Origin of the sequence: Rhodococcus sp. NPDC057297 (assembly GCF_042667435.1) — a bacterium.
Taxonomy (GTDB): domain Bacteria; phylum Actinomycetota; class Actinomycetes; order Mycobacteriales; family Mycobacteriaceae; genus Rhodococcoides.
The window spans coordinates 557629-578204 of sequence record NZ_JBHUZE010000001.1; the positions used below are offsets into that span (position 1 = coordinate 557629).

Below are 20576 nucleotides of genomic sequence, written 5' to 3' on the forward strand. Positions count from 1 at the left end.
TGCCGGTATGAGCATGGAAGTCACGGCCTGGAATCAGCTGTATCGGACGATGCATGCGTCCGAGCAGAGCACGCAGTTCTCGTCGGTCACGGCTCGGCGGATCCTGAGGTTCGCCGAGCCGCACCGCAACAAACTGATCGGCTTCGTCGTCCTGAGCGTCGTGCTCGCAGTTCTCGCGGTCGCGACGCCGGTTCTCGCGGGCCGCGTCGTCAATGCCATCGTCGACGGCGACTCGTTCGACGTCGTGTTGTGGCTGTCGGTGGCGATCGCGCTGATCGCTGTCGTCGACGCGGCGTTCGGCTTGGTGAACCGGTGGCTGTCGTCGAGCCTGGGCGAGGCGCTGATTCTGGATCTGCGTACCGCGGTGTTCGACCACGTTCAGCGGATGCCGATCGCGTTCTTCACCCGAACGCGCACCGGCGCTCTCGTGAGCCGGTTGAACAACGACGTGATCGGAGCGCAACGCGCCTTCAGCGACACGCTCTCGGGCGTCGTCAGCAACCTCGTCACGCTGATCCTGACGCTCGTCGTGATGATCGGGATCTCCTGGCAGATCACGTTGCTCGCGTTGATCATCCTTCCCGTCTTCGTGATACCTGCCAGCCGAATGGGCAGACGACTCGCGAGACTGCAACGTGAAGCTGCCGAACACGATTCGGCGATGAGTACGCAGATGACGGAACGGTTCTCCGCGCCGGGTGCGACTCTGGTCAAGCTGTTCGGTCAACCGGACTTCGAGTCGCGCGAGTTCGCTGTACGCGCAGCTCGGGTCCGAGACATCGGGGTTCGGAGCGCCATGGTGCAGACGGTGTTCGTCACCGCGTTGACGCTGGTGTCGGCGCTCGCGCTCGCCGTCGTCTACGGTCTCGGTGGTTTCTACGCCCTCCGTGGACAATTGGATCCAGGATCGGTTGTGTCACTGTCTCTTCTGCTGACCAGGCTCTACTCGCCGCTGACAGAGCTGGCCAGCGCACGCGTCGAGGTAATGAGTGCTCTCGTCAGCTTCGAACGTGTCTTCGAGGTCCTCGACCTCGTACCGCTCATCGAGGACAGTCCCGACGCCGTGGACGTCCCCGACGGGCCCGCTGCCGTCGAACTACGCGACGTCAGGTTCGCCTACCCGTCGGCGGACAAGGTGTCTCTCGCCTCGTTGGAGGAAGTGGCGACGCTCGATTCTCGTGGTGGCGACGAAGTGCTGCACGGCATCTCGTTCGTCGCCGAACCAGGGCAGATGATTGCCCTCGTCGGTACGTCAGGCGCGGGCAAGTCCACCGTCGCGCAGCTCATCGCTCGGTTGTACGACGTCGACAGTGGGTCCATCCTGTTGGGCGGCAGGGATGTTCGTGATCTGAAAGCGGATTCGATCAGGGGTGCCGTCGGGATGGTGACGCAGGACGGGCATCTCTTCCACGACACGATCAGGTCCAACGTTCTTCTGCCGCGGCCGACGGCCACCGACGACGAGGTCTGGGACGCATTGCGCCGGGCGCGGCTCGAAGATCTCGTGAAATCTCTGCCCGACGGGCTGGACACCGTCGTCGGAGAGCGCGGTTACCGGTTGTCCGGAGGCGAGAGGCAGAGGTTGACCATCGCTCGGCTGCTGATTGCTCGGCCACGGATCGTGATTCTGGACGAGGCGACGGCGTCGTTGGATTCGACGTCGGAATCAGCGGTACAGGCCGCGCTGTCCGAGGCACTTGCGGGCAGAACATCTGTCGTGATTGCGCACCGGCTCTCGACCATTCGAGCGGCGGACGCCATCCTGGTGGTGGAGGCGGGATCGATCGTCGAGCGGGGAACACACGACGAGCTCCTCGCAGCGGGCGGCCGCTACGAGGAGCTCCATCGAACTCAATTCGCTACCAGTGGATCGTGATCACCCTGCCGGGGCGGGCACGACCGTTGCTGGGTCGTTGTCCGCAGCGGCGGCGAGCATCGGGGTGAAGCCGTCGATCGCGTAATCGAGCGAGAGCGGGCTGGAGTATCCGAGAGCCGACGGAAGGTCCTGATCGAACGATCCGATGTAGGCGGTTCGGTCTTCGGCGACGATGGGCAGCTGCGCGATCAGCGGATTTGCGGTGAGCTGTTCGCGGCTCTGCCCCGCGACGACCATGACGTCTGCGTCGAGCTGGGTGAGTCCTTCCACACTGATGATCTCGGTGGTGTCGGGAATGTCGAAGCCCAGGTCCTGGAAGAACAGTGCACGGATGTCGTCGGCGCCGAGGATCATGTAGCTGCCGTCCTCCATGACGAAGGTCAGCGCCAACTTCTTGCCTGCGAACTGCGGATTCGCGTCCTGTGCCGACTGGAATTTCTGTTCGAGCTCGGCGGTCCTGTCCGCGGTTTCCTGTTCCTTGCCGAGCGCCTTGCCGATGACCTCGAATTCTTGCTGCCAGGTTGCGGCAGGCACGTCGTCGTATCCGCCGATGTCGGCGATCGTCGGGGCCATCTCGGACAGCTGATCGTACTGGCCCTTCTCGATGAAGGAGTACGGCCCGAGGATCAGATCAGGTGACGCCTGAGCGATCTGCTCGAGGTTGAGCTCGGTACTGCCGACCTCGGGGATTTCGGTGCCGCCGAGTGCGTCCTGTGCCCAGGGCCGCTGGCGGTAGTCGTAGCTGAGGTTGCCGCGAGTGGCGACAGGCTTGACGCCGAGTGCCAGGACGAAGTCCTGTTCGTTGAAGCCGATCGTGACGACGTTCGACGGCTCGCTCTCGATGGTGGTCTCGCCGAAGGCGTGCGACAGAGTGACGGGGAAGGCCCCGGACTCCGCGGTGGTGGACGACGAGCTGTCGTCCGACGAGCACCCCGCGGCCAGGGCGATGGCGGTCGCCCCTGCGGCTAGCTTGAGAACACTGGAACGCACGGGTAACTCCTCGCATCGACAACACTGTGCGAGGTAAGGCTAACAAAATCAGTTGGTCGTTCCGCGCGCTCCACTCCCGGACCTTGAACCGATCGAACGTTCAAGGTCCGGTTCGGTCGGTCGTCAGCAGTTGCTGGGAGCCGGGACGCCGTTGAAGCGTGCGTCGATCCATTCCAGCGCCTGCGGCAATCCGAGAACTGCAGCCGTGAGGTGATCGTTGCTGGGAACGAGCACTTCGGTGACCGGAACGCCTGCTGCGCAGTAGCGGCCGACCGTGTTGTCGATGGCCGAGACCGGAATGAGCGCGTCCGTCGGGCTGTGCCACTCGAAGTACGGGGCCTTGGGGACACCGGGGTAGAGCTCGACGCTGTTCTCGTTGACGGCGGCGACCATCTCGGGACTGTCGATCAGGTCGATGGAGTTGGCCACCTGCATCGCACTCTTGCCCGCACCGACGGCGATGATGTCGTTGGTGCACGCATTCTGCAGCTGCGCTGCCATCTGCTGACCGAGCGGATTGAGCTGCTCGCTGATCGGGATTCGCGTCGGGTACTCACGCTCGAGACCGATAGCAGCCGCGAATGCGAGTCCGAACACCGGGTGCGGGTTGAAGCCGAGGTCGCGTGCCATGCGCTCGAGGTTCATCGGTGCGCCGCCCGCAGCGCTTCCGACGATGTTCAGCTCGGGTGCGTAGTCGTTCTGCAATGCCGCAGCCCATGCGGTGGCCATGCCGCCGCCCGAGTAACCAGCGAGCGCAACCGGGCTCTGCTGAACCTGTAGCGGATCGAAACGCTGGGTGGCACGAATGCTGTCGAGAACGATCTGCCCGCCCATCTTGGCAGCGCCGTACGCACTGTTCGGTCCGAGATGGTCGGCCATGTTGATGGTCCAGCCGCGCTGCAGTGCGACGTTCAGGGCAGGAGCCTCACGGATCATCAGGTTGGGATCCTGCGTCCACAGCGCCTGGGACGGTGCGCACTGCAAACCGAGTGCGTTGATGATGTGCTGGTAGGACAGCAGCGGCCCGTTCGGAACCTTGTTCCGCGGAGAGAAGACCGTCGTCACGGCAGCGATGGGGTCGCCCGCAGAGTTGGTCGACCGGAACCGGATCTGCCACACGTCGGTGTCGAAGAAACCTGCCGGAGGCGGCATCGGTCGACTGGAGATTATGTCGCCTGGATTCTTGGCCTCCAGGTCCGGCACGGGCGCATAGAAGACGTCGGAGATCGGCGTCGGCTCCAGAGGATTCGCGGTCGCTGTCCCTGCTCCGACCGCCACAGAACAGGCGATCGCCACTGCCGTGATACTGGCAGCCCCGACCAGTTTGAGTGCGCGCATGACGTTGGGTTCCCTCCCGAAAGCTCTGATTACTCGAGCGAATGTGTTGTCCCTCTACCCCACCGAACGCGATATAGGAAAAAGCAACTCACTCGTTACGCTGCCCCCGGCAGAGATCACCGGAGACTACGAGATTTTATGGCACGCGTCGACAAACTGACCAGTCGGCTAGGGATCGTTCTCGAGAATGACGTCTGCCGGCTGTTTGTCGTCACGAAGACCACGCCAGCTCGGGTGCCTGAGGTGCATGGAGTCCGTCCATTCGTAGAAACGAACCTCGCCGACAAGTGACGGTGTGACCCATACCGCATCTTTCCGGTCGGCGGTCGGCAGCCGCTCCTCGAACGGCGACTCGTTCGACTCGAGAGGCACAAGCAGCGCGGCCAGTGCGTCGAGTGCCGAGTCGCTGAACCCTGTTCCGACCCGTCCCAGATATCTGAGGCCGTTCGGGCCGGGAATGCCGACCAGCAGAGAGCCCAGACCGCCGCCGCGCCTGCCTTTCCCGCGTCGCCACCCACCTACGACGACTTCTTGTGTTCGCCAGTTCTTCGTCTTGATCCAGGTGTGCGCGCGCCGCCCGGGCTGGTAGACGGAGTCGACGCGTTTGGCGACGACGCCCTCCCATCCACGCTCGATGCTGGTGGCGAGAGCTTCTTCTGCCGTGCCCGTCAGCGCCTCGGGCACCAGGACCGAATCCAGGCCGGTCGTGAGGAGCTCGAGCAGCTTGCGTCGATCCGAGTATTTCTTCTTCACCAGCGATGTGCCGTCGAGGTGCAGCAGATCGAACGCGACGAACTTCACGTCGGAACCGGAACTCGATTGCAGTAGTTCGAAACTCGTGGATCCGTCGGCGTCGAACACGACGGCCTCGCCGTCGAGCACGGCCTCGTGATCCGCGAGATCCGCGGCCAGTGCCGAGAAGGCTCGGAACCGCTCGGTCAGATCCTTCCCGGTCCGAGACTCCAGTTTCATCTCGCCGTGGGACATCCGCGCGATGACTCTGAAGCCGTCCCACTTGCCCTCGAACGCCCACTCGCCGTCGGGCAGATCGGTCACGTCGCCTGCCGTCGCCAGCATCGGTTGAATGCTCTTCGGCAACTCGGGTGCGTCCTTGTCCTTCATCAGGTGCATGAGCCACTGGTTGCCCTTGGTGCGAATCAACGCGAAACGGCCCTGTGCCCGAGCGCCTTTCAGAACGACGATGACCTCGTCGTCGCGCCACTTCTCGAGCTCGTAGGTTCCCGAATCCCAGATGGTCACCTCGCCGCCCCCGTACTCGCCCTTGGGGATGGTGCCTTCGAATCCTGCGTACTCGAGTGGGTGATCCTCGGTGTGCACGGCGAGGCGGTTCTGGGCCGGGTCGTCGGGGATGTTCTTGGGCACGGCCCACGAGACCAGGACGCCGTCGTGCTCGAGACGGAAGTCGTAGTGCAGGCGTCTCGCATGGTGTTCCTGGATGACGAACGTGTCGTCGTTTCCTTGTTCGTGTTCGTGTTCGTGTCCAGGGATAGCGCCGCGAGGTTCGGGGACTGGTTCCGGCGTCTTCGACGCGCTGCGCATGCTGCGGTACTTGGTGAGCTTGTCCGGCTCGCGGACCTCCAGCGGTGGGTCCAGGCCGGCAAGTAGATCGCCGTCGTCGTGATATCTGCGCAGTACTTCCTCGAACCGAAGCTGGTGCAGACCGGACGATTCCAGCTCGTCCCAGGATCGTGGTGCGGCGACCGTCGGCTGAGATCTGCCGCGCATCGAGTACGGCGCGACGGTCGTCTTCTTACCGTTGTTCTGCGACCAGTCGACGAACACTCGCCCGGTTCGTTTGGCCTTGGCCATCGTCGCCGTGATGCGGTCCGGGGAGCGTTCCTCGAGCAACGTCGCCACACGCTTGGCGACGGTCGACGCCCCCGACGTCGTGAGCGGCTTCTCCAGCGGCACGTAGAGGTGGATACCTTTGCTGCCGCTCGTGACCGGAAACGCCGAGAAACCGATCTCGGCAATCAGATCGCGGATTTCGCACGCCACCTCGGCGCAACGGGCCAGGTCGACGTCGTCCCCGGGATCCAGATCGAACACCATGCGCGTCGCCGGTCCGGGCTGATTGCCGTCGAACCGCCACTGCGGGACATGGGCCTCGATGGCAGCTTGCTGCCCCAGCCACGCCAGATCCGCCGTGGTGGAGAACAACGGATACGTCACCACCCGATCGGAATGCTGCATGTCCCGGCGATCCAGCCATTCCGGCGCCGACGACGCAAGATTCTTCTCGAAGAACGACGACTGCTCCACACCGTTCGGCCACCGCTTCCGAGTCACGGCCCGACCTGCCAGGTGAGGAAGCATCGCAGGCGCAATGGTCGTGTAGTACTCGATGACCTGGCTCTTGGTGGTCCCCGTCTCGGGGAACAACACCTTGTCCAGGTTGGTCACCGAGACCTTCCGACCTGCGATGTCGAGCGTCGCCATGATCGCCACCATAGTTTGGCCGTCGCCGACGTGGGACATGATGAAAGGTATGGCGACGATCAGTGTGACCGTGCAGATGCCCGAGAACCCGCAGGGCGCGTGGGACAAGGCGTCGGCCCTGAACAGGTTCGACGAGTGGATGACCATCCACGGAGGATGGTGCAGCCCGCCGCCGAAGGAGCTGTCCAAGGGCACCGAAGTCGAGTCCCTCGTGAAGGTCAAAGGCTTCAAGAACACGATCCGGTGGACGTTCACCGAGTACAAGGAGCCCGAGCTCATCGAGATGTCCGGCAGCGGAAAGGGCGGCGTCAGGATCTCGCTGACGATTCACGTTCGTGAAAGCCCCGGCGGTTCCGAACTGACCCTCGACGCGGAATTCGGCGGCGGCGTCCTCTTCGGTCCCGTCGGAAAAGTCGTCGCCAGAGCACTCGACTCGGACGTGAAGAAATCCGTCGCCAACCTCGCGGCGCTGAAGTAGAGAACTCCGGGACTTCTGCAACTCCGGGACTACTGCAACTCCGGGACTACTGCGACTCCGGGACTACTGCGGAGTGCGCGGCTGCCGGGTGCGACGCAGCCACCACAGTCCGGCGATGGGAAGTACGACGGGGATGAAGACGTATCCCTGGCCGAAGTGCGACCAGACCGTTGCGTCGGGGAAGTCGTCGGGCTGGATGTAGCTGAGGGCACCGATCGCGAGGACGCCGACGAGTTCGATGATGCACGAGACCGTCACCACCTTGCGTGATGCTTCGGTGGCACGAGCGAGCCCGACCGTTGCGACGATGTAGACCACCGCAGCGACGGCCGACAGGATGTACGCGAACGGTGCGACGTCGAACCGCGTCGTCAGCTGCACGATCGATCGAGACGTTGCAGCCACGGCGAACACCGCGTAGACCGCGATCAGGAATCGGCCGAATCCGGTGCGTGTCGCCTGCTGCAGGTTGTCCCGGGGTGACGAGGTATCAGGCATATCCGGCCCATATCTGGCTGAGGCGCAGCACCATGGCTGCGAGCGTGACGACGGCGACGAGCAGTACTGCGGTACCGCCGCGTGAGCGATCGCCGAGCGACCACCAGGTACCGATCGGCAACAGCAGCAGGAGCCCCACGAGGTACGAGCCGAACGTGAGGCGGTGAATCTCGCGGTCGCTGTTGAACATCATGACGAATCCGATGACTGCTTGAGCGAGCACGACGGCCTCGGTCGCGGCGATCGTCCAGAACAGCGCCCGATTGGATCGGTACTTCAGAAGTACCGGGCTTCCCATGACGAGTTTGACCAGAACCCACACGCCGACGATCAGGGACATCACGTACAGCAAGCCTGTGACGGCGCCGATCATCGTTTCCTCGTTCGAACTAGGCAGTGGTGCGGGTGGTCAGTAGGACTCAAGAGTATCGGTCCGCGCACGTGCCTCGATGTGAGCCCTTCGAAACAGTCCGTTATTCCAGGCGTGACCATTCGGAAATGGATGGGGCTTGTACTTGTCTCATGGCCGAAGAGCATCTCCGGCTTCGATTCTTCTCTCCACCGGTGGCCAACGATTGCCCACCCCGTTCTCAGTCATCCGCTGATCGACAACCTCTCATCCCAGGAGCACTACGTGTCCGATATCGACAATGCCATCGCCGAGAACATCGCCAAGTCCCTCTCGGAGATCCCGCACCCCTCGCTTCCCAAGGGCAGCAACATCTACGGTTCCACCAAGATCTTTCCCGACTACAAGGCCGAGAACGGCGAAAGCTACTTCACGCTCGTCCACGGTATCGCCCACGAGTCCTCGGTCAGTTTCGTTGCCGTGCTGCAGGCAACACGGGCACTGCGCAAAGGCTTCGAGTCGGCCATGTACTTCTACGGTCCTGGCGCTATCAATTGCCTTGCAACACGAGGCTTCCCGACGACCGGCGACTCAGGCTTCCCGGGTGAGCAGAACATCAACGACTCGCTCGCGACGTTCATCGCCGAGGGCGGCACGGTGTTCTGCTGCCGCTTCGGCCTCGCGCTGCACGGTGGCCGTGAGGAGGACCTGATCGAGGGCGTCATCCCGGCGCATCCCCTCGACGTGCAGGACGCCCTCATTCACTACGCACGCAAGGGCGCCATCATCAACTCGACCTACATGGTCTAGGAGCCTGACATGTCTGTCAGTGCGCGTGTAGACCTGGCGTTGCTCGGAGTTCGAGGGACGCCGCCGGTCAACAGAACGGCCGGCGCCGGGCCCAGCGACGACGGGCATGTCCGAATCGATGGCCTCGGCGCAGCCATCCCCCGTAATCCGCTGAGTCCTTACGTCCTCGAAGAGGGAAGAATCCTGTTCGACGGATCCGACATCGGACTGGACGTTCAAGCAATCGATCGGCCGAAGTTCTACGACCTGGAGACTGCCGACGGAATCGCCTACGAGAAGATCGCCAAACTCCACGGATCCAGTGTTCTTGCAACCACGGTCGTGCAGACCTGTATCCGGTACGGCGCAGACCAGCGCTGCCGGTTCTGCTCGATCGAGGCATCGCTGGAGGCAGGCGACACGATCGCCGTCAAGACTCCGGCGCAGCTCGCCGAGGTTGCCGAAGCGGCTGTTCGACTCGACGGTGTCACCCAGATGGTGATGACGACGGGGACCTCCGCGGCGAAGGATCGTGGTGCGCGGCACCTCGCGCGGTGCGTGAAGGCCATCAAGGCAGTGGTTCCCGATCTGCCGATCCAGGTGCAGTGCGAACCGCCCGGCGACCTGCAGACCATCACCGACCTGTACGACGCCGGTGCCGAATCCATCGGCATCCACGTCGAATCCCTCGACGACGACGTCCGTCGGAAGTGGATGCCGGGCAAGGCCTCGGTGTCGATGGACGAGTACCGAGCAGCGTGGAAGGAAGCGGTTCGCGTCTTCGGGCGCAACCAGGTCTCGACGTACATACTCGTCGGCCTCGGTGAAGACCCGGACGAATTGGTTTCGGGTGCAGCCGAACTCATCGAGATGGGTGTCTATCCCTTCGTGGTTCCGTTTCGGCCGCTCGGCGGCACGCTGGCTGTCGATGTGGATCATGCGGTCGCGCCGAACCGAGACGTTCTCGAGAACGTCACGCGCCGGGTTGCCAAGGAGTTGCAAGCGGCGTCGATGCTCGGCGCAGATCAGAAGGCCGGTTGTGCAGCATGCGGTGCATGCAGCGTACTGCAGAATGCGGGTGGCTGATGTATGCGAGTGACTTGGCCGGTCTGTCGGGAACGGTACCTGTAGAAGCCGATTCGCACTTCTTGATCCAACCGTGTTCGAGCGCTTCGCAGCTCGGCACCTACCGCCGATTGAGACGCGACATCTTCGTCCGAGAGCAGGGACTGTTCGCCGGATCCGATCACGACGATGTCGATGACGACCCGCGCGCGGTGGTGCTCGTCGCCACTGCATCCGACGGCAGCGTGCTGGGCGGTGTTCGGTTGGCTCCCTGCACATCGACCGATCTGGGGTGGTGGGCCGGGAGCCGGCTGGTGGTCTCGTCGGCGGCGCGCACGTCAGGGGTCGGTCCGGCATTGGTGCGGGCTGCGTGCGCGCACGCCGAAAGCCATGGCGTTCTGCGGTTCGACGCCACCGTGCAGAAACAGAACGAAACGCTCTTCACCAGGCTGGGATGGGTCAGACGCGCCGACCTCGACGTGCACGGGGCGCCGCACGTCACCATGTACTGGCCGATCGATCGAATCGAGCGGCTCGTGTCGTCGACCAAGGCGATGCTCGCGGGTGTGCTCGCACCCTTGCGCGCTCAGCCACTCGGTCTCGGCGCCAGGGGATTCCGTGGCGACGATGGAGTTCCTGTCCCAGGGAGCGACATCATCGCAGCATGTGATGCGATCCTTCCTTCCATGGTCGACCGCGATCCCGAGTGGGCGGGCTGGTGTGCCGCGCTGGTCAACCTGAACGACCTCTCGGCAATGGGAGCCCGGGCCGTGGGAATGCTGGACTCGGTCGGCGCCCCCACCCAGTCGAGGCTCACGCGCATCGTCCGAGGTCTGGCCAACGCGTCGCAGGCCTGGCAAGTACCGGTCCTCGGTGGTCACACTCAGGTTGGGGTGCCGTCGTCACTGTCGGTCACGGCACTCGGAAGTACCCTGCACCCCGTTCGCGCCGGCGGCGCGTCCGCCGGAGACGTCCTGACTCTCACCGCAGACCTGGAAGGCAACTGGCGAAGGGGTTATCGAGGCCAGCAGTGGGATTCGTCGTCAAGGCGAAACTCGGAAGAGCTCACGCAGATGGCATCGTTCGTCGCTCGGACGGCGCCCCGAGCCGCGAAGGACGTCTCGATGGCCGGCCTCGTCGGTACCACCGGAATGCTCGCCGAAGCGAGCGGAACCGGTGCAGTTCTCGACGTCGCCTCCATTCCCAAACCCGACGCCGCCAGCATGGGCGAATGGGTCACGTGTTTTCCAGGGTTCGCGATGATCACCGCGGACCGTCCCGACGCAATCACAGCACCGTCGGGACCAGCAGTATCCGCTCGATGCGGACAGCTCACCGACATTCCGGGCGTCGCTTTGCGATGGCCCGACGGAATCACCACTTCAGCGGTCACGTCCACCGTGACCGGATTGGGAGAAGCATGAACGACACGACCATTTCCGTGGCCGCGGCCGAATTCGGCCGCGACATGGAACAGGGATACCAGACCATCGCGGCATTGCTCGAAGAAGCACGCAACCGCGGAAGTCAGCTGCTCGTGCTACCGGAAGCCTGCCTCGGTGGGTACCTCCCTTCCCTGGGTGGCGGTGACGAATCCGAGGAATCGCGACAGCGCAGACTCGAAAGCCTGCCTCCTGCACTGGAACTCGACGGACCCGAATTGAAGCGGGTCATCGACATGGCCGGTGACACCGTGATCACACTCGGATTCTGCGAGAAGGACGGCGACACACGATACAACGCGGCGGTCACGCTACACGGCGACGGGATACTCGGCTCGTACCGCAAGGTGCATCAACCACTCGGCGAGAATCTTTGCTACGACGCGGGCGACAGCTACGCAGCGTTCGATACTCCGGTCGGCCGCATGGGCATGCAGATCTGCTACGACAAGGGATTCCCGGAAGCTGCACGGGAACTCGCACTCGACGGCGCCGAGATCATCACGTCCATCTCGGCCTGGCCGACCGCTCGCACCGCCACTGTGGAGAACATGGAGGACGACCGCTGGAAGCAGCGCTTCGACATCTACGACCGAGCGCGGGCACTAGAGAACCAGGTGGTGTGGGTTGCAGCCAACCAAGCGGGAACCTTCGGATCGCTGCGGTTCGTCTGCAGCGCGAAGATCGTCGGGCCGGGAGGGGAAATTCTCGCGGGCACTGGCGTCGAACCCGGTTTGGCGACGGCGACGGTAGATGTCCAGGGTCTGATGGCCGCTGCTCGCGGAGGCGGAATGTACAACCTGCGCGACCGCCGTCCCTCGGTGTACAGGACGATCACGAAAGAGCCTGTTCATGCCTGAGATGCAGTTTCTCGTGCAGTGGCCCGACGGCCACGAACAGTCCTGCTATTCACCCTCGCTGGTGATGCACGACTACCTCGAACCGGGCACGGAGTACGAGGTGGCCGAGTTCGTGAAGCGGACATCGGAAGCGTTGACAGTGGCCAGCGATCGCGTGTTGGCGAAATTCGGAATGCGGTGCACCTCCGCCGCGCAGCAGATGGAAGAGATTCACGACGTCGGCGCGGGATACACCTCGGGCGTCGTTCGTGTCCTGAGAATGTCGGGAGCTGAACTGTTGTGAGCGAACATCACTCCGTGATCGTTGTCGGTGGCGGCCAAGCCGGCCTGTCGATCAGCTGGCATCTGACTCGGCGCGGCATCGAACACGTCGTACTGGAAGCCGAGACCATCGCACACGAGTGGAAGGATTCCCGCTGGGACAACTTCACGCTCGTCACGCCGAACTGGCAGTGTGCCTTGCCCGGATTCTCCTACGACGGAGAAGATCCCGACGGCTTCATGAAGCGCGACGAGGTGTACGACTTCGTTCGGCGGTACGCCGCCAGCTTCGACGCACCGGTCCGTGAACAAGTTTCGGTGGTGAATGCACTCCAAGGCGCTGAAGGCGGGTTCGATCTCGAGACCACCGCGGGGCCGATGCACGCCGACCACCTCGTCGTCGCGGTCGGCGGATACCACATTCCGACGATCCCGCGTTTCGCCGAAAAGCTGCCGAGCGACATCCTGCAGATCCACTCGTCGGAGTATCGCGGGTCTCACCAGTTCCCGGACGGTGACGTACTGGTGGTGGGCACCGGACAATCGGGTGCGCAGATCGCCGAAGACCTGCACCTGGACGGCAGGCGGGTGCACTTGGTCGCGGGGACCGCTCCACGCGTCGCACGGTTCTACCGCGGCCGTGACTGTGTCGCCTGGTTGCACGACATGGGCGTCTACGATGTGTCCATCGAAGATCAGCCCGGTGGCGTCGGAAAACGCGAGAACACGAACCACTACGTGACGGGACGCGACGGTGGTCGTGACATCGACCTGCGCGCGTTCGCGACCGAGGGTATGCAGCTGTACGGCAGGCTCCTCGGCGTCGACGACGGTGTTCTCCAGTTCGCGCCGACGCTCGAAGCCTCGCTCGACGCTGCCGACGCCGTCGCGGAGTCGATCAAGGACAACATCGACGCCTACATCGAGCGGGAAGGCATCAGTGCACCCGAGGAGCCCCGCTACGTTGCGGTGTGGCGCCCGCAGCAGGAAATCACGGAGCTCGATCTTGCGGACACCGACATCACGGGCGTCGTCTGGTCCGTCGGCTTCCGTACCGACTACCGGTGGCTCAGGGTCGGTGCGTTCGACGGCGAAGGGCACCCGACGCACAATCGCGGTGTCACGTCGGTGACGGGTCTGTACTTCCTCGGGTTGCCGTGGCAGCACACGTGGGGCTCGGGGCGCTTCGCGTCCGTTGCGCGTGACGCCGAGTTCCTGGCCGAGCAGATCGGGTTGGAAATCAGTGCTGCTCAGCCGCAGAAGGTAGTGGTATAGCTTCGTGGCACCCATCAGGATAGGCGCTCTGGCAGCACATTTCGGTCGAGACGTGGATCGCGCGGTGTCCAAGATCGTCACGATCGTCGACAGCGCCAAGCGAGACGGCCTGGATCTTCTCGTGCTGCCGGACGCCTCCCTCGGTGGGTACATCGACAGTCTCCGTGATCCCGATGTGTCCGAGCTTCCTCCGACACTCGACATCGACGGACCGGAGATCACCGCCATCATGGCCGCGGCCGGGGACCTCACCGTGTGCGTCGGGTACACCGAGCTGGCCGGCGGGCTTCGCTACAACGCCGCGGTGTGTCTTACTGGCGATGGTGTGCTGGGCAGCCACCGCAAAGTGCATCAGCCGCTGGGTGAGTCGCTCGCCTACGCTGCGGGGGACACATTCGCGGCCTTCGACACTCCTGTCGGTCGGATGGGCATGCTGATCGACTACGACAAGACCTTCCCGGAATCCGCCAGAACGCTGGCGTTGGACGGTGCTCGCATCATCGCCGCATTGTCCGCGTGGCCCGCGAGCGTCACCGATCGAGCGTCGAGCCTGCCGAACGATCGACAGTCCCGGCTCTTCGATCTGTACGACGCCGCTCGCGCGGCGGAGAACCAGGTGGTCCTGGTCTCGTCCAACCAGACCGGCGTCATGGGTTCGCTCCGATTCCTCGGACAGGCCAAGATCGTCGGTCCCGGCGGCGACGTGCTCGTCAAGACACGCGACAAGGGAGGCCTCGCCGTCGTCGACATCGACGTCGACGCCGAGATCGACCGCGCGCGCCGGGGCCTGCACCACCTGGAGGAGAGGCGAGTGGACGCGTACCCGAATCTGTTGGACGAGAAAGGATCAGGCAGTTGAAGGTGGCACTGCTGACGTACTCGTCCAAGCCGCGCGGCGGGGTGGTGCACACGCTTCATCTTGCCGAAGCGCTCGCCCGCGCCGGCGAGGACGTCACCGTGTGGTCGCTGGGTAGAGGCGGAGACGCGGCATTCTTCCGTCCCGTCGACCCGTCGGTGACGGTCAGGATGGTTCCGTTCGAGGCACGCGAGAACGAAAGCGTCGGAGACCGGATTCTTCGATCGATCGACGTTCTGGGGCAGGCGTTCTCGCGCGATGAGTACGACATCGTCCACGCGCAGGACTGCATCTCGGCGAATGCCGTGGGGCGGTGCATCCGGACGATCCATCACCTCGACACGTTCACGACTCCCGCACTGGCGGCGTGCCACGAGCGCGCGATCACGGAGCCCTGTGCGCGGATCTGTGTATCGGCCGCCGTTGCCGAAGAGGTACGAGCCGGCTGGGGTTTTGCACCGACAGTGATTCCGAACGGAGTGGATGCGCAACGATTCGACGCCGCAGCGCAATCGAGGGGAACAGGATGGCAGCACAAGCTCGGGAAGTACGTTCTGGCGGTGGGCGGCATCGAGCCTCGAAAAGGGTCACTGGACCTGCTCGAAGCATTCTCGTTGCTGAACAGGCCGGAGCTCTCGCTCGTGTTCGCGGGCGGGGAAACGCTGTTCGACTACCGGGACTACCGGCGCGAATTCGAGTCGCGGGCAGTGGAACTGGGTATCCAACCGGTAGTGCTTGGTGTCGTCGACGACGGCGAACTGCCGCACCTGGTCGCGCAGGCGAGCGTTCTTCCGTTCTTCTCGACGAAAGAAGGCTTCGGTCTGGCCGCGATGGAAGCGCTCGCGGCGGGTACACCCGTCGTCGCGCGGGATCTGCCCGTACTGCGTGAGGTGTTCGGAGACGCCGTCACGTACGCGACAAGCCCACAGGACATGGCGTCGGGACTGGCGGATGCGATCGATCATGGCCACTATCCGGATGTCGGTCGCGCCCTTGCGCGCAGCCTGACGTGGGACGACGCAGCACGCAGGCACCTCGACTTCTATCGGTCACTCACATAGGGTCAGTCTCTTCTGTTCCTTCGCAGTGCGTGCGGCTTGAGTTTGTGGAATCCACGAACACGGAGGGAGCGTAGAGACTTGAGGTAGAACTCGGAATCTTCCTTCAGCAGTTCCGTCAGCGTCGTGTCGACCAGGATGGTTCCCGGGTGCGCTGAGCTGGTCAGGCGCGCAGCCATGTTGACGACCGAACCGTAGAGGTCGCCGTAACGGGCAAGCACCGGACCCCAGGCGATTCCGACACGGAGCTCGGGCATGTCCTCGTAGGTCGCGAACGCGTCCTGGAGATCGAGGGCGATGTGGGCGGCGTCCTCGGGCGTCTGTGCACTGAACATCACTTCGTCACCGACGTTCTTGATCACCGAACCACGACCGCGCGCAATGATGTTGGTGGCCACGGACTCGAACTGCTCGAGCAGTTCGGTGAGTTCGTCGATGGCGAGGCGTCGAGTCAGGCTGGTGTATCCGACCATGTCGGCGAAACCGACCGCCAGGGTACGGCTGGTGGTCTCCTCGCCCGGATCGGCGATGGCGCGGCCTGCTGTGGCAGCCAGGTGCCTGCGCCAGGTGTAGGACTGCAGGGCTTCGAGCGTCGGTACCGTCTGCGCAGCGATCTCACGCGCGTCGCGGCGGATGGCGTCGAGGTCTGCGGGGCTCGCGAGCTCGGCCGGGTCCCGGCCCTCTGCGTCGCGTCCCTCGGCGACGCGGTCGTGTATGTGACTGTTCACAACGCCCACTTGCCATTCGGTGAGCCTGGACATCGTCTGACCGAGAGTGCGCGCGATGGCGACCTCCATGTCCGGGCGGATGACCTTCTGCTCGGTGAGACCGGTGATCATGCGCAGAGCATCGAGATCCGCGTCGGTGTACACGACGGCATCGGCGTCGGTGTGAACGGGGAAGCCCATCGCGATCCACAGTTGAATGACCCGCTCGAGCGGTATCCCTGATTTCTCGACGATGTCGGTGCGCGTGTACTTCGGTGTTCCCCCCAGGAGATTTTTTTCGATTTCTCTCTGTACCACCGAGCTGATCTGTTCTTCAGGCATATCCCAACGTTCTGTCGAAATAGGATCGGACGTCGTCGATGTAGTTGTCGATCTTCTCGGGAACCCAGTCCGCGGTGGAGATGGGCTCGCCGACGGTGACATCGACCGTACCGGAGTGCGCGGTGAAATCCTTCTTCCACATCACGTCGCCTGCGTTGTGGATGACGATGGGAACGATGGGTACTCCGGCCTGCATCGCGAGGTGGAATCCGCCCTTCTTGAATCGGCCGAGCCGCGACGTCGGCATCCGGGTGCCCTCGGGCGCGATCGCGACGGAAATGCCGGAATGCAACTTCTCGATGGCCGGGGCCATGGCCTCTCTGGCCTGGGCGGGATCGCCGCGGTCGATGTAGGCGACGTCGAAGATCTTGCCGAGGAGGGCGAATCGCGGGTCGCGTTCGAGTTCCCGTTTGGCCACGGCGGTGATGTCGCGACGGAGGATCGAGGCAACGATGATCGAGTCCGCGGTGCTCTGGTGATTGAACATGAACACTGCAGGCCGAGCGGACCACGCGTTCTCGGTGCCGACGACGTTCAAGCTCACGCCGGCGAGCGTCAACGCGATGTCCGGTGCGATGGAGGAGGTGATGTTGGCACCCGTCCGTCTGCTACGGGTCAACAGGCCGAGACCGAGCCCGATTCCGGCACTGGCGAGAACGGAGCCCAGGGCAGCGGTACTGCGAACCGCCGACGCCAGGTCGGTGCCGCGCTTGGGGTTCTCGAGCCTCAACGAGGTCCAGCCGGCCTTGTCTGCGTGCCGGGTGAGCTCCTCGTCGGGGTTGAGTGCGACGGGATGGCCGACTTCCGCCAGAAACGGCACGTCCTCGCCGCCGTTGGAGTATCCGAAACAGCGACTGAGGTCGAGGCCTTCTCGGTCCGCGTAGTCCGCGACGGCCTTCGCTTTGCGCGGCCCCCACAACGACGTCCCGACGAGTTCACCGGTGAGGACGCCGTCGACGACGACCGGTGTAGTGCACAGCAACTCGTCGAACATCAGGTCCTGCTCGACGGGGATTGCCTGATACGGGGTCGCGGAGGTCGCCATCACCAGCCGGTGACCCGCGTGCCGGTGTGCTTCGACGAGCTTGCGGGCCTGCGGGTAGATCATCGGCGCGATCTCGTTGCGGAACAGGGTGTATGCCTGCTCCATCAGGTCCTCCTCGCGCCGTCCCTCGAGGCCCTTGACGGCCTTGCCCATCAGATTGTCGACGGGTGAGTTGCGCATCCGCATCTCCACGACGGCGCTCGAGATCTCCCACAGTTCGTGAACGGTGACATCGAGAGTCTTCAGGCGTTCCAGGAACACGGCTTTCGCGGAGAAGCCGTTGATCAGCGTGCCGTCGAGGTCGAAGAACGCAGCTGTGTCCGGGCCTTCGGGTGCCTCGGCGATGGCCTGCAGCTGGAGGTCGAGAGGGTTGGTCATCAGGCGTCGTCCTCGTGCTCGTCGGTGCTCGCGACGGGGGCCGGAAGGGTCAACGGATCCACCTCGTCGAGCATGCGGTGGGCCATGTCGCGGACGATTCTCGCTTTCCGTGCCCATTCGTTGATCTCACGGGCGAAGTCTCGTCGGCGCTGCGCGAGGTTCTCGCCCTCCGGATCGACGAGGTTCCGATTGTCGGCCAATTGCAGTGCTGTGTCGAAGAGTTCGCCCGAGATGGCTTCGCTGTGATCGAGTTGCTGCCGAAGCCTGCGGGCCTGAGCTGCGCCGAGGCAGTGCGCGACGAACGACGCCTTGTCGAACTCGACTCCGGTGGGCTGCAGCATGAGCTGATCCGCCACCACCTGGTATGCCTCCAGGATCGGCTGCAACACACGGTGAGCGAGGTGCAGGTCCTGGGACTCGAGTTGCCGCGAGGAGTACTCGGGATCGTCCAGATTTGCACGCCAATCCGGATCGATCAGCGCCACCTCGGCTTCCAGGCGATCACCGAAATCCTTCTTGTCGCCGAAGAAGAACTCGAACTTGAGCAGGTCGCGGAGCTCGAGCGCCGACTTCCACAACGACTCGGGCGTCGACGGTGTGTCCTGGCCCAGATCGGGCAGGACGACGAGTTCGCCGATGGCGCGCATCACGAAGTAGTGAATTGCGTTGTTGCGGAAGAACGCCGCAACTAGATGCTTGTCCTGGGCGAGATAGAACACCGGCTCGGGCCCGTCGTCGAAACGCTTGACGACGCCTGCATTCACCTGCGCGATGACGGCGGACCGAACCACGTCGACCTCGCTGATGTCGATGCCGCCCGCCGTCGGGAGACCGCGCCTCTTGATGTAGCTCGCGAGAGGCGAGATGATGGCCCACATCTCGTGCACGTTCAGGGCACGGTCTTCGATGCCGAGCAACGCCATCGTCACCAGCGCGGCGGGGGTCACCGGCGTCGTGTCGTTGATCGCGTGCGCCACTGTCAGCGCAATCTTCTGCACCGCAACGCGTTTGTCCTCGTTCTCGTTCAGTATCGACCGCACCGAGACGGGCTCCGCGAAGTTGAGGTACACGTTGCCGCGCAGTTTGCCCTGCGCTCGGATGTACCCGATGGCCATCCGAATTCCCTCGGCTTGCTTCTGCGCGCCATGGGATTCAGCGGCCATGGCGCCGACTTCGTGCAGTCGGTCGTACGTGATGGCCGTCGGAACCAGATAGACGTCCTCGGCATCGCTGGACTCGAGTGCGTCGACCAGATAGGTCAACAACCCGAAACGCGGCGGACGGAGTTTGCCGGTGCGGCTGCGTCCGCCTTCGATGTACCACTCGAGATTGAAGCGCTTGCTCAGCAGGAAACTCATGTACTGACGCAGCGTCCACTTGTAGATCTCGTCGGAGAACTTGCGCTGGATCAACACGACGCCACTACGTTTCGCGATGGGTCCGATGGGCCAGAAACCGACGTTGATGCCACCCATCACGTGGTTGAGTGGCAGTCCTTCGGCGAGCAGTGCAGGCCGTAGGACCAGAGGATCGAGGTACGAGCGGTGGTTGGGGAGGAACACCAGAGGGTGCTTCTTGTTGAGTTCGCGCACCTTCTGCAGTTGAGTTCGGTCCACGTCGACCTTGTACGCACGAGAGAAGTAGGCGCCCAGGGTGCCCCACATCTCGACCGCCCGCCTGGTCTCGGTGGCCACCATCTCACCGAGGATGGTGTGTACCCGTCGCTCCACCTCGGGTACGTCCTCGCCGACCTGCTGCGCGAGCTCGGCGATGCCGTCGTGGAACTTCTTCTGTTCGGTCATGTCCTCGACGACGAAGCGCGGAATCTTGTACTCCGAACCGATCACGTCTCGCTCGGCCCGGTCGAGGGCAAGAGTGGCCTGGCGGGCGATGAACGAGGACAACGACCTCCCGCCCGACTTCTCGAACTTCGCCGACAGATCGCCCAGCGTCGCGGGTTCGCCGACCAGGACGGCGGACCGGTCCGGGTCGTCGCCCTGGACCCATCGTTGCCATGTCTTCGTCGGCAGCGAATTGCCGCGCGGTGCGAGTGCCCGACGGAGGAATCCGGGACGCTTCTTGGCCGACAGCGTCACGCGAAGCGGAATCAACAGGGGGTCGTCGCCGATTCCGCGTACCAGCTCGGCCACCTGCCCCGACGAGTCGCCCGACAGCGCGATCGACGGGGGACGTGTCTCACCGTCGGGTGTCGTCGCGTCGATCCACGAGTTGAGTGCCTGGATCTCGAGAGCTCCCGCTGCGTCGAGCAAATAGACCTGCCGGCCCTCGGTTGTTCTCTGATCACTCGCTTCGACGTGGTACATCGAGTCCTCCCGTTTCCCGTACCGCGCGCAGGTACTCGGCCAGGCTACGGGGGCGAAGCGGCCCATATGCGGGTTTGGGGTCGGCTATCTCACAATGCGCTCACGATGCCTCTCGGGCGGCCGCGAAGTAGAGTGGAAAGCGTCGTCGAGCAGGTCTCCGGCACAAGGCCAAATTTATCTGTTAC

General features: G+C 63.8%; 18 protein-coding genes. 10 read left to right on the top strand and 8 right to left on the bottom strand.

From position 1 onward, the window contains the following. Nucleotides 1–7 precede the first annotated feature (7 nt). Nucleotides 8–1876 carry an ABC transporter ATP-binding protein gene (locus tag ACFULT_RS02620; protein WP_037109493.1) on the top strand — a complete coding sequence of 623 codons (1869 nt, stop codon included), beginning with the start codon at nucleotides 8–10 and terminating at the stop codon, nucleotides 1874–1876. On the opposite strand, the gene ACFULT_RS02625 is transcribed toward ACFULT_RS02620, so the two are convergent. The 3 genes from ACFULT_RS02625 to ACFULT_RS02635 all read right to left on the bottom strand — a co-directional run bounded on the left by ACFULT_RS02625 (nucleotide 1877) and on the right by ACFULT_RS02635 (nucleotide 6664). Beyond that, nucleotides 1877–2866, bottom strand: coding sequence for an ABC transporter substrate-binding protein (locus ACFULT_RS02625; RefSeq protein WP_037109491.1), 990 nt, complete (start codon nucleotides 2864–2866; stop codon nucleotides 1877–1879). It lies immediately after the preceding gene. Between the two features lie 123 nt (nucleotides 2867–2989). Next, the gene (locus ACFULT_RS02630) at nucleotides 2990–4204 is read right to left on the bottom strand and encodes a lipase family protein (RefSeq protein WP_378480525.1); all 1215 of its coding nucleotides are present in this window, start codon (nucleotides 4202–4204) and stop codon (nucleotides 2990–2992) included. A 168-nt stretch (nucleotides 4205–4372) separates the two neighbouring features. After that, complete coding sequence (locus ACFULT_RS02635) at nucleotides 4373–6664, bottom strand: ATP-dependent DNA ligase (protein WP_378480526.1); 2292 nt, start codon at nucleotides 6662–6664, stop codon at nucleotides 4373–4375. Between the two features lie 49 nt (nucleotides 6665–6713). Between ACFULT_RS02635 and ACFULT_RS02640 the strand changes: the two genes are divergently transcribed. Continuing rightward, the gene (locus ACFULT_RS02640; RefSeq protein ID WP_037110037.1) at nucleotides 6714–7142 is read left to right on the top strand and encodes an SRPBCC family protein; all 429 of its coding nucleotides are present in this window, start codon (nucleotides 6714–6716) and stop codon (nucleotides 7140–7142) included. A 63-nt stretch (nucleotides 7143–7205) separates the two neighbouring features. Here the strand turns inward: ACFULT_RS02640 and ACFULT_RS02645 are convergent, their stop codons facing one another. Together ACFULT_RS02645 and ACFULT_RS02650 are read right to left on the bottom strand one after the other, a co-directional pair. Then, entirely contained in the window at nucleotides 7206–7640 is a 435-nt protein-coding gene (locus ACFULT_RS02645) for a hypothetical protein (RefSeq protein WP_019666934.1), read from the bottom strand. Beyond that, nucleotides 7633–8013, bottom strand: coding sequence for a hypothetical protein (locus ACFULT_RS02650; RefSeq protein ID WP_378480527.1), 381 nt, complete (start codon nucleotides 8011–8013; stop codon nucleotides 7633–7635). The genes ACFULT_RS02645 and ACFULT_RS02650 overlap by 8 nt, the downstream gene beginning before the upstream one ends. Before the next feature lie 261 nt (nucleotides 8014–8274). Here ACFULT_RS02650 and ACFULT_RS02655 point away from each other — a divergent pair, with 261 nt between their 5' ends. Genes ACFULT_RS02655 through ACFULT_RS02690 form a run of 8 tightly spaced genes read left to right on the top strand, consistent with a single transcriptional unit; the run spans nucleotide 8275 to nucleotide 15598 of the window. Beyond that, nucleotides 8275–8799 carry an MSMEG_0572/Sll0783 family nitrogen starvation response protein gene (locus ACFULT_RS02655; RefSeq protein WP_026348108.1) on the top strand — a complete coding sequence of 175 codons (525 nt, stop codon included), beginning with the start codon at nucleotides 8275–8277 and terminating at the stop codon, nucleotides 8797–8799. Between the two features lie 9 nt (nucleotides 8800–8808). After that, nucleotides 8809–9864, top strand: a complete 1056-nt coding sequence (locus ACFULT_RS02660) for an MSMEG_0568 family radical SAM protein (protein ID WP_378480528.1) — start codon at nucleotides 8809–8811, stop codon at nucleotides 9862–9864. Continuing rightward, nucleotides 9825–11267, top strand: coding sequence for an MSMEG_0567/sll0787 family protein (locus tag ACFULT_RS02665; protein ID WP_378480529.1), 1443 nt, complete (start codon nucleotides 9825–9827; stop codon nucleotides 11265–11267). The genes ACFULT_RS02660 and ACFULT_RS02665 overlap by 40 nt, the downstream gene beginning before the upstream one ends. Further along, on the top strand, nucleotides 11264–12145 hold the full coding sequence (locus tag ACFULT_RS02670; protein ID WP_094719985.1) for a carbon-nitrogen hydrolase family protein: 882 nt from the start codon (nucleotides 11264–11266) through the stop codon (nucleotides 12143–12145). Before ACFULT_RS02665 ends, ACFULT_RS02670 begins: the two co-directional genes overlap by 4 nt. Beyond that, nucleotides 12138–12428, top strand: coding sequence for an MSMEG_0570 family nitrogen starvation response protein (locus tag ACFULT_RS02675; RefSeq protein WP_378480530.1), 291 nt, complete (start codon nucleotides 12138–12140; stop codon nucleotides 12426–12428). Before ACFULT_RS02670 ends, ACFULT_RS02675 begins: the two co-directional genes overlap by 8 nt. Continuing rightward, nucleotides 12425–13681, top strand: a complete 1257-nt coding sequence (locus tag ACFULT_RS02680) for an MSMEG_0569 family flavin-dependent oxidoreductase (protein ID WP_378480531.1) — start codon at nucleotides 12425–12427, stop codon at nucleotides 13679–13681. Before ACFULT_RS02675 ends, ACFULT_RS02680 begins: the two co-directional genes overlap by 4 nt. 4 nt (nucleotides 13682–13685) lie before the next feature. Next, a complete protein-coding gene (locus tag ACFULT_RS02685; RefSeq protein WP_378480532.1) occupies nucleotides 13686–14540 on the top strand; it encodes a carbon-nitrogen hydrolase family protein in 855 nt (284 codons plus the stop codon). Then, nucleotides 14537–15598 (top strand): MSMEG_0565 family glycosyltransferase, encoded by a 1062-nt coding sequence (locus ACFULT_RS02690; protein ID WP_378480533.1) that lies wholly within the window; start codon nucleotides 14537–14539, stop codon nucleotides 15596–15598. Before ACFULT_RS02685 ends, ACFULT_RS02690 begins: the two co-directional genes overlap by 4 nt. A gap of 2 nt (nucleotides 15599–15600) precedes the next feature. Here ACFULT_RS02690 and ACFULT_RS02695 read toward each other — a convergent pair whose 3' ends face one another. The 3 genes from ACFULT_RS02695 to ACFULT_RS02705 are packed head-to-tail and all read right to left on the bottom strand — an operon-like array spanning nucleotide 15601 to nucleotide 20391. Next, on the bottom strand, nucleotides 15601–16644 hold the full coding sequence (locus ACFULT_RS02695) for an adenylate/guanylate cyclase domain-containing protein (RefSeq protein ID WP_378480534.1): 1044 nt from the start codon (nucleotides 16642–16644) through the stop codon (nucleotides 15601–15603). Continuing rightward, complete coding sequence (locus ACFULT_RS02700; protein ID WP_037109466.1) at nucleotides 16637–18067, bottom strand: HAD-IB family hydrolase; 1431 nt, start codon at nucleotides 18065–18067, stop codon at nucleotides 16637–16639. The genes ACFULT_RS02695 and ACFULT_RS02700 overlap by 8 nt, the downstream gene beginning before the upstream one ends. Next, complete coding sequence (locus tag ACFULT_RS02705; protein WP_378480535.1) at nucleotides 18067–20391, bottom strand: glycerol-3-phosphate 1-O-acyltransferase; 2325 nt, start codon at nucleotides 20389–20391, stop codon at nucleotides 18067–18069. Before ACFULT_RS02705 ends, ACFULT_RS02700 begins: the two co-directional genes overlap by 1 nt. Nucleotides 20392–20576: the final 185 nt, after the last annotated feature.

What these genes read in the sequence shown, in the direction of transcription:
- ACFULT_RS02630 (WP_378480525.1), bottom strand. Translation starts at nt 4,204, where the DNA reads ATGCGCGCACTCAAACTGGTCGGGGCTGCCAGTATCACGGCAGTGGCG.
- ACFULT_RS02665 (WP_378480529.1), top strand. Translation starts at nt 9,825, where the DNA reads ATGCGGTGCATGCAGCGTACTGCAGAATGCGGGTGGCTGATGTATGCG.
- ACFULT_RS02705 (WP_378480535.1), bottom strand. Translation starts at nt 20,391, where the DNA reads ATGTACCACGTCGAAGCGAGTGATCAGAGAACAACCGAGGGCCGGCAG.
- ACFULT_RS02675 (WP_378480530.1), top strand. Translation starts at nt 12,138, where the DNA reads ATGCCTGAGATGCAGTTTCTCGTGCAGTGGCCCGACGGCCACGAACAG.
- ACFULT_RS02635 (WP_378480526.1), bottom strand. Translation starts at nt 6,664, where the DNA reads ATGGCGACGCTCGACATCGCAGGTCGGAAGGTCTCGGTGACCAACCTG.
- ACFULT_RS02670 (WP_094719985.1), top strand. Translation starts at nt 11,264, where the DNA reads ATGAACGACACGACCATTTCCGTGGCCGCGGCCGAATTCGGCCGCGAC.
- ACFULT_RS02660 (WP_378480528.1), top strand. Translation starts at nt 8,809, where the DNA reads ATGTCTGTCAGTGCGCGTGTAGACCTGGCGTTGCTCGGAGTTCGAGGG.
- ACFULT_RS02645 (WP_019666934.1), bottom strand. Translation starts at nt 7,640, where the DNA reads ATGCCTGATACCTCGTCACCCCGGGACAACCTGCAGCAGGCGACACGC.
- ACFULT_RS02640 (WP_037110037.1), top strand. Translation starts at nt 6,714, where the DNA reads ATGGCGACGATCAGTGTGACCGTGCAGATGCCCGAGAACCCGCAGGGC.
- ACFULT_RS02700 (WP_037109466.1), bottom strand. Translation starts at nt 18,067, where the DNA reads ATGACCAACCCTCTCGACCTCCAGCTGCAGGCCATCGCCGAGGCACCC.
- ACFULT_RS02650 (WP_378480527.1), bottom strand. Translation starts at nt 8,013, where the DNA reads ATGATCGGCGCCGTCACAGGCTTGCTGTACGTGATGTCCCTGATCGTC.
- ACFULT_RS02620 (WP_037109493.1), top strand. Translation starts at nt 8, where the DNA reads ATGAGCATGGAAGTCACGGCCTGGAATCAGCTGTATCGGACGATGCAT.
- ACFULT_RS02695 (WP_378480534.1), bottom strand. Translation starts at nt 16,644, where the DNA reads ATGCCTGAAGAACAGATCAGCTCGGTGGTACAGAGAGAAATCGAAAAA.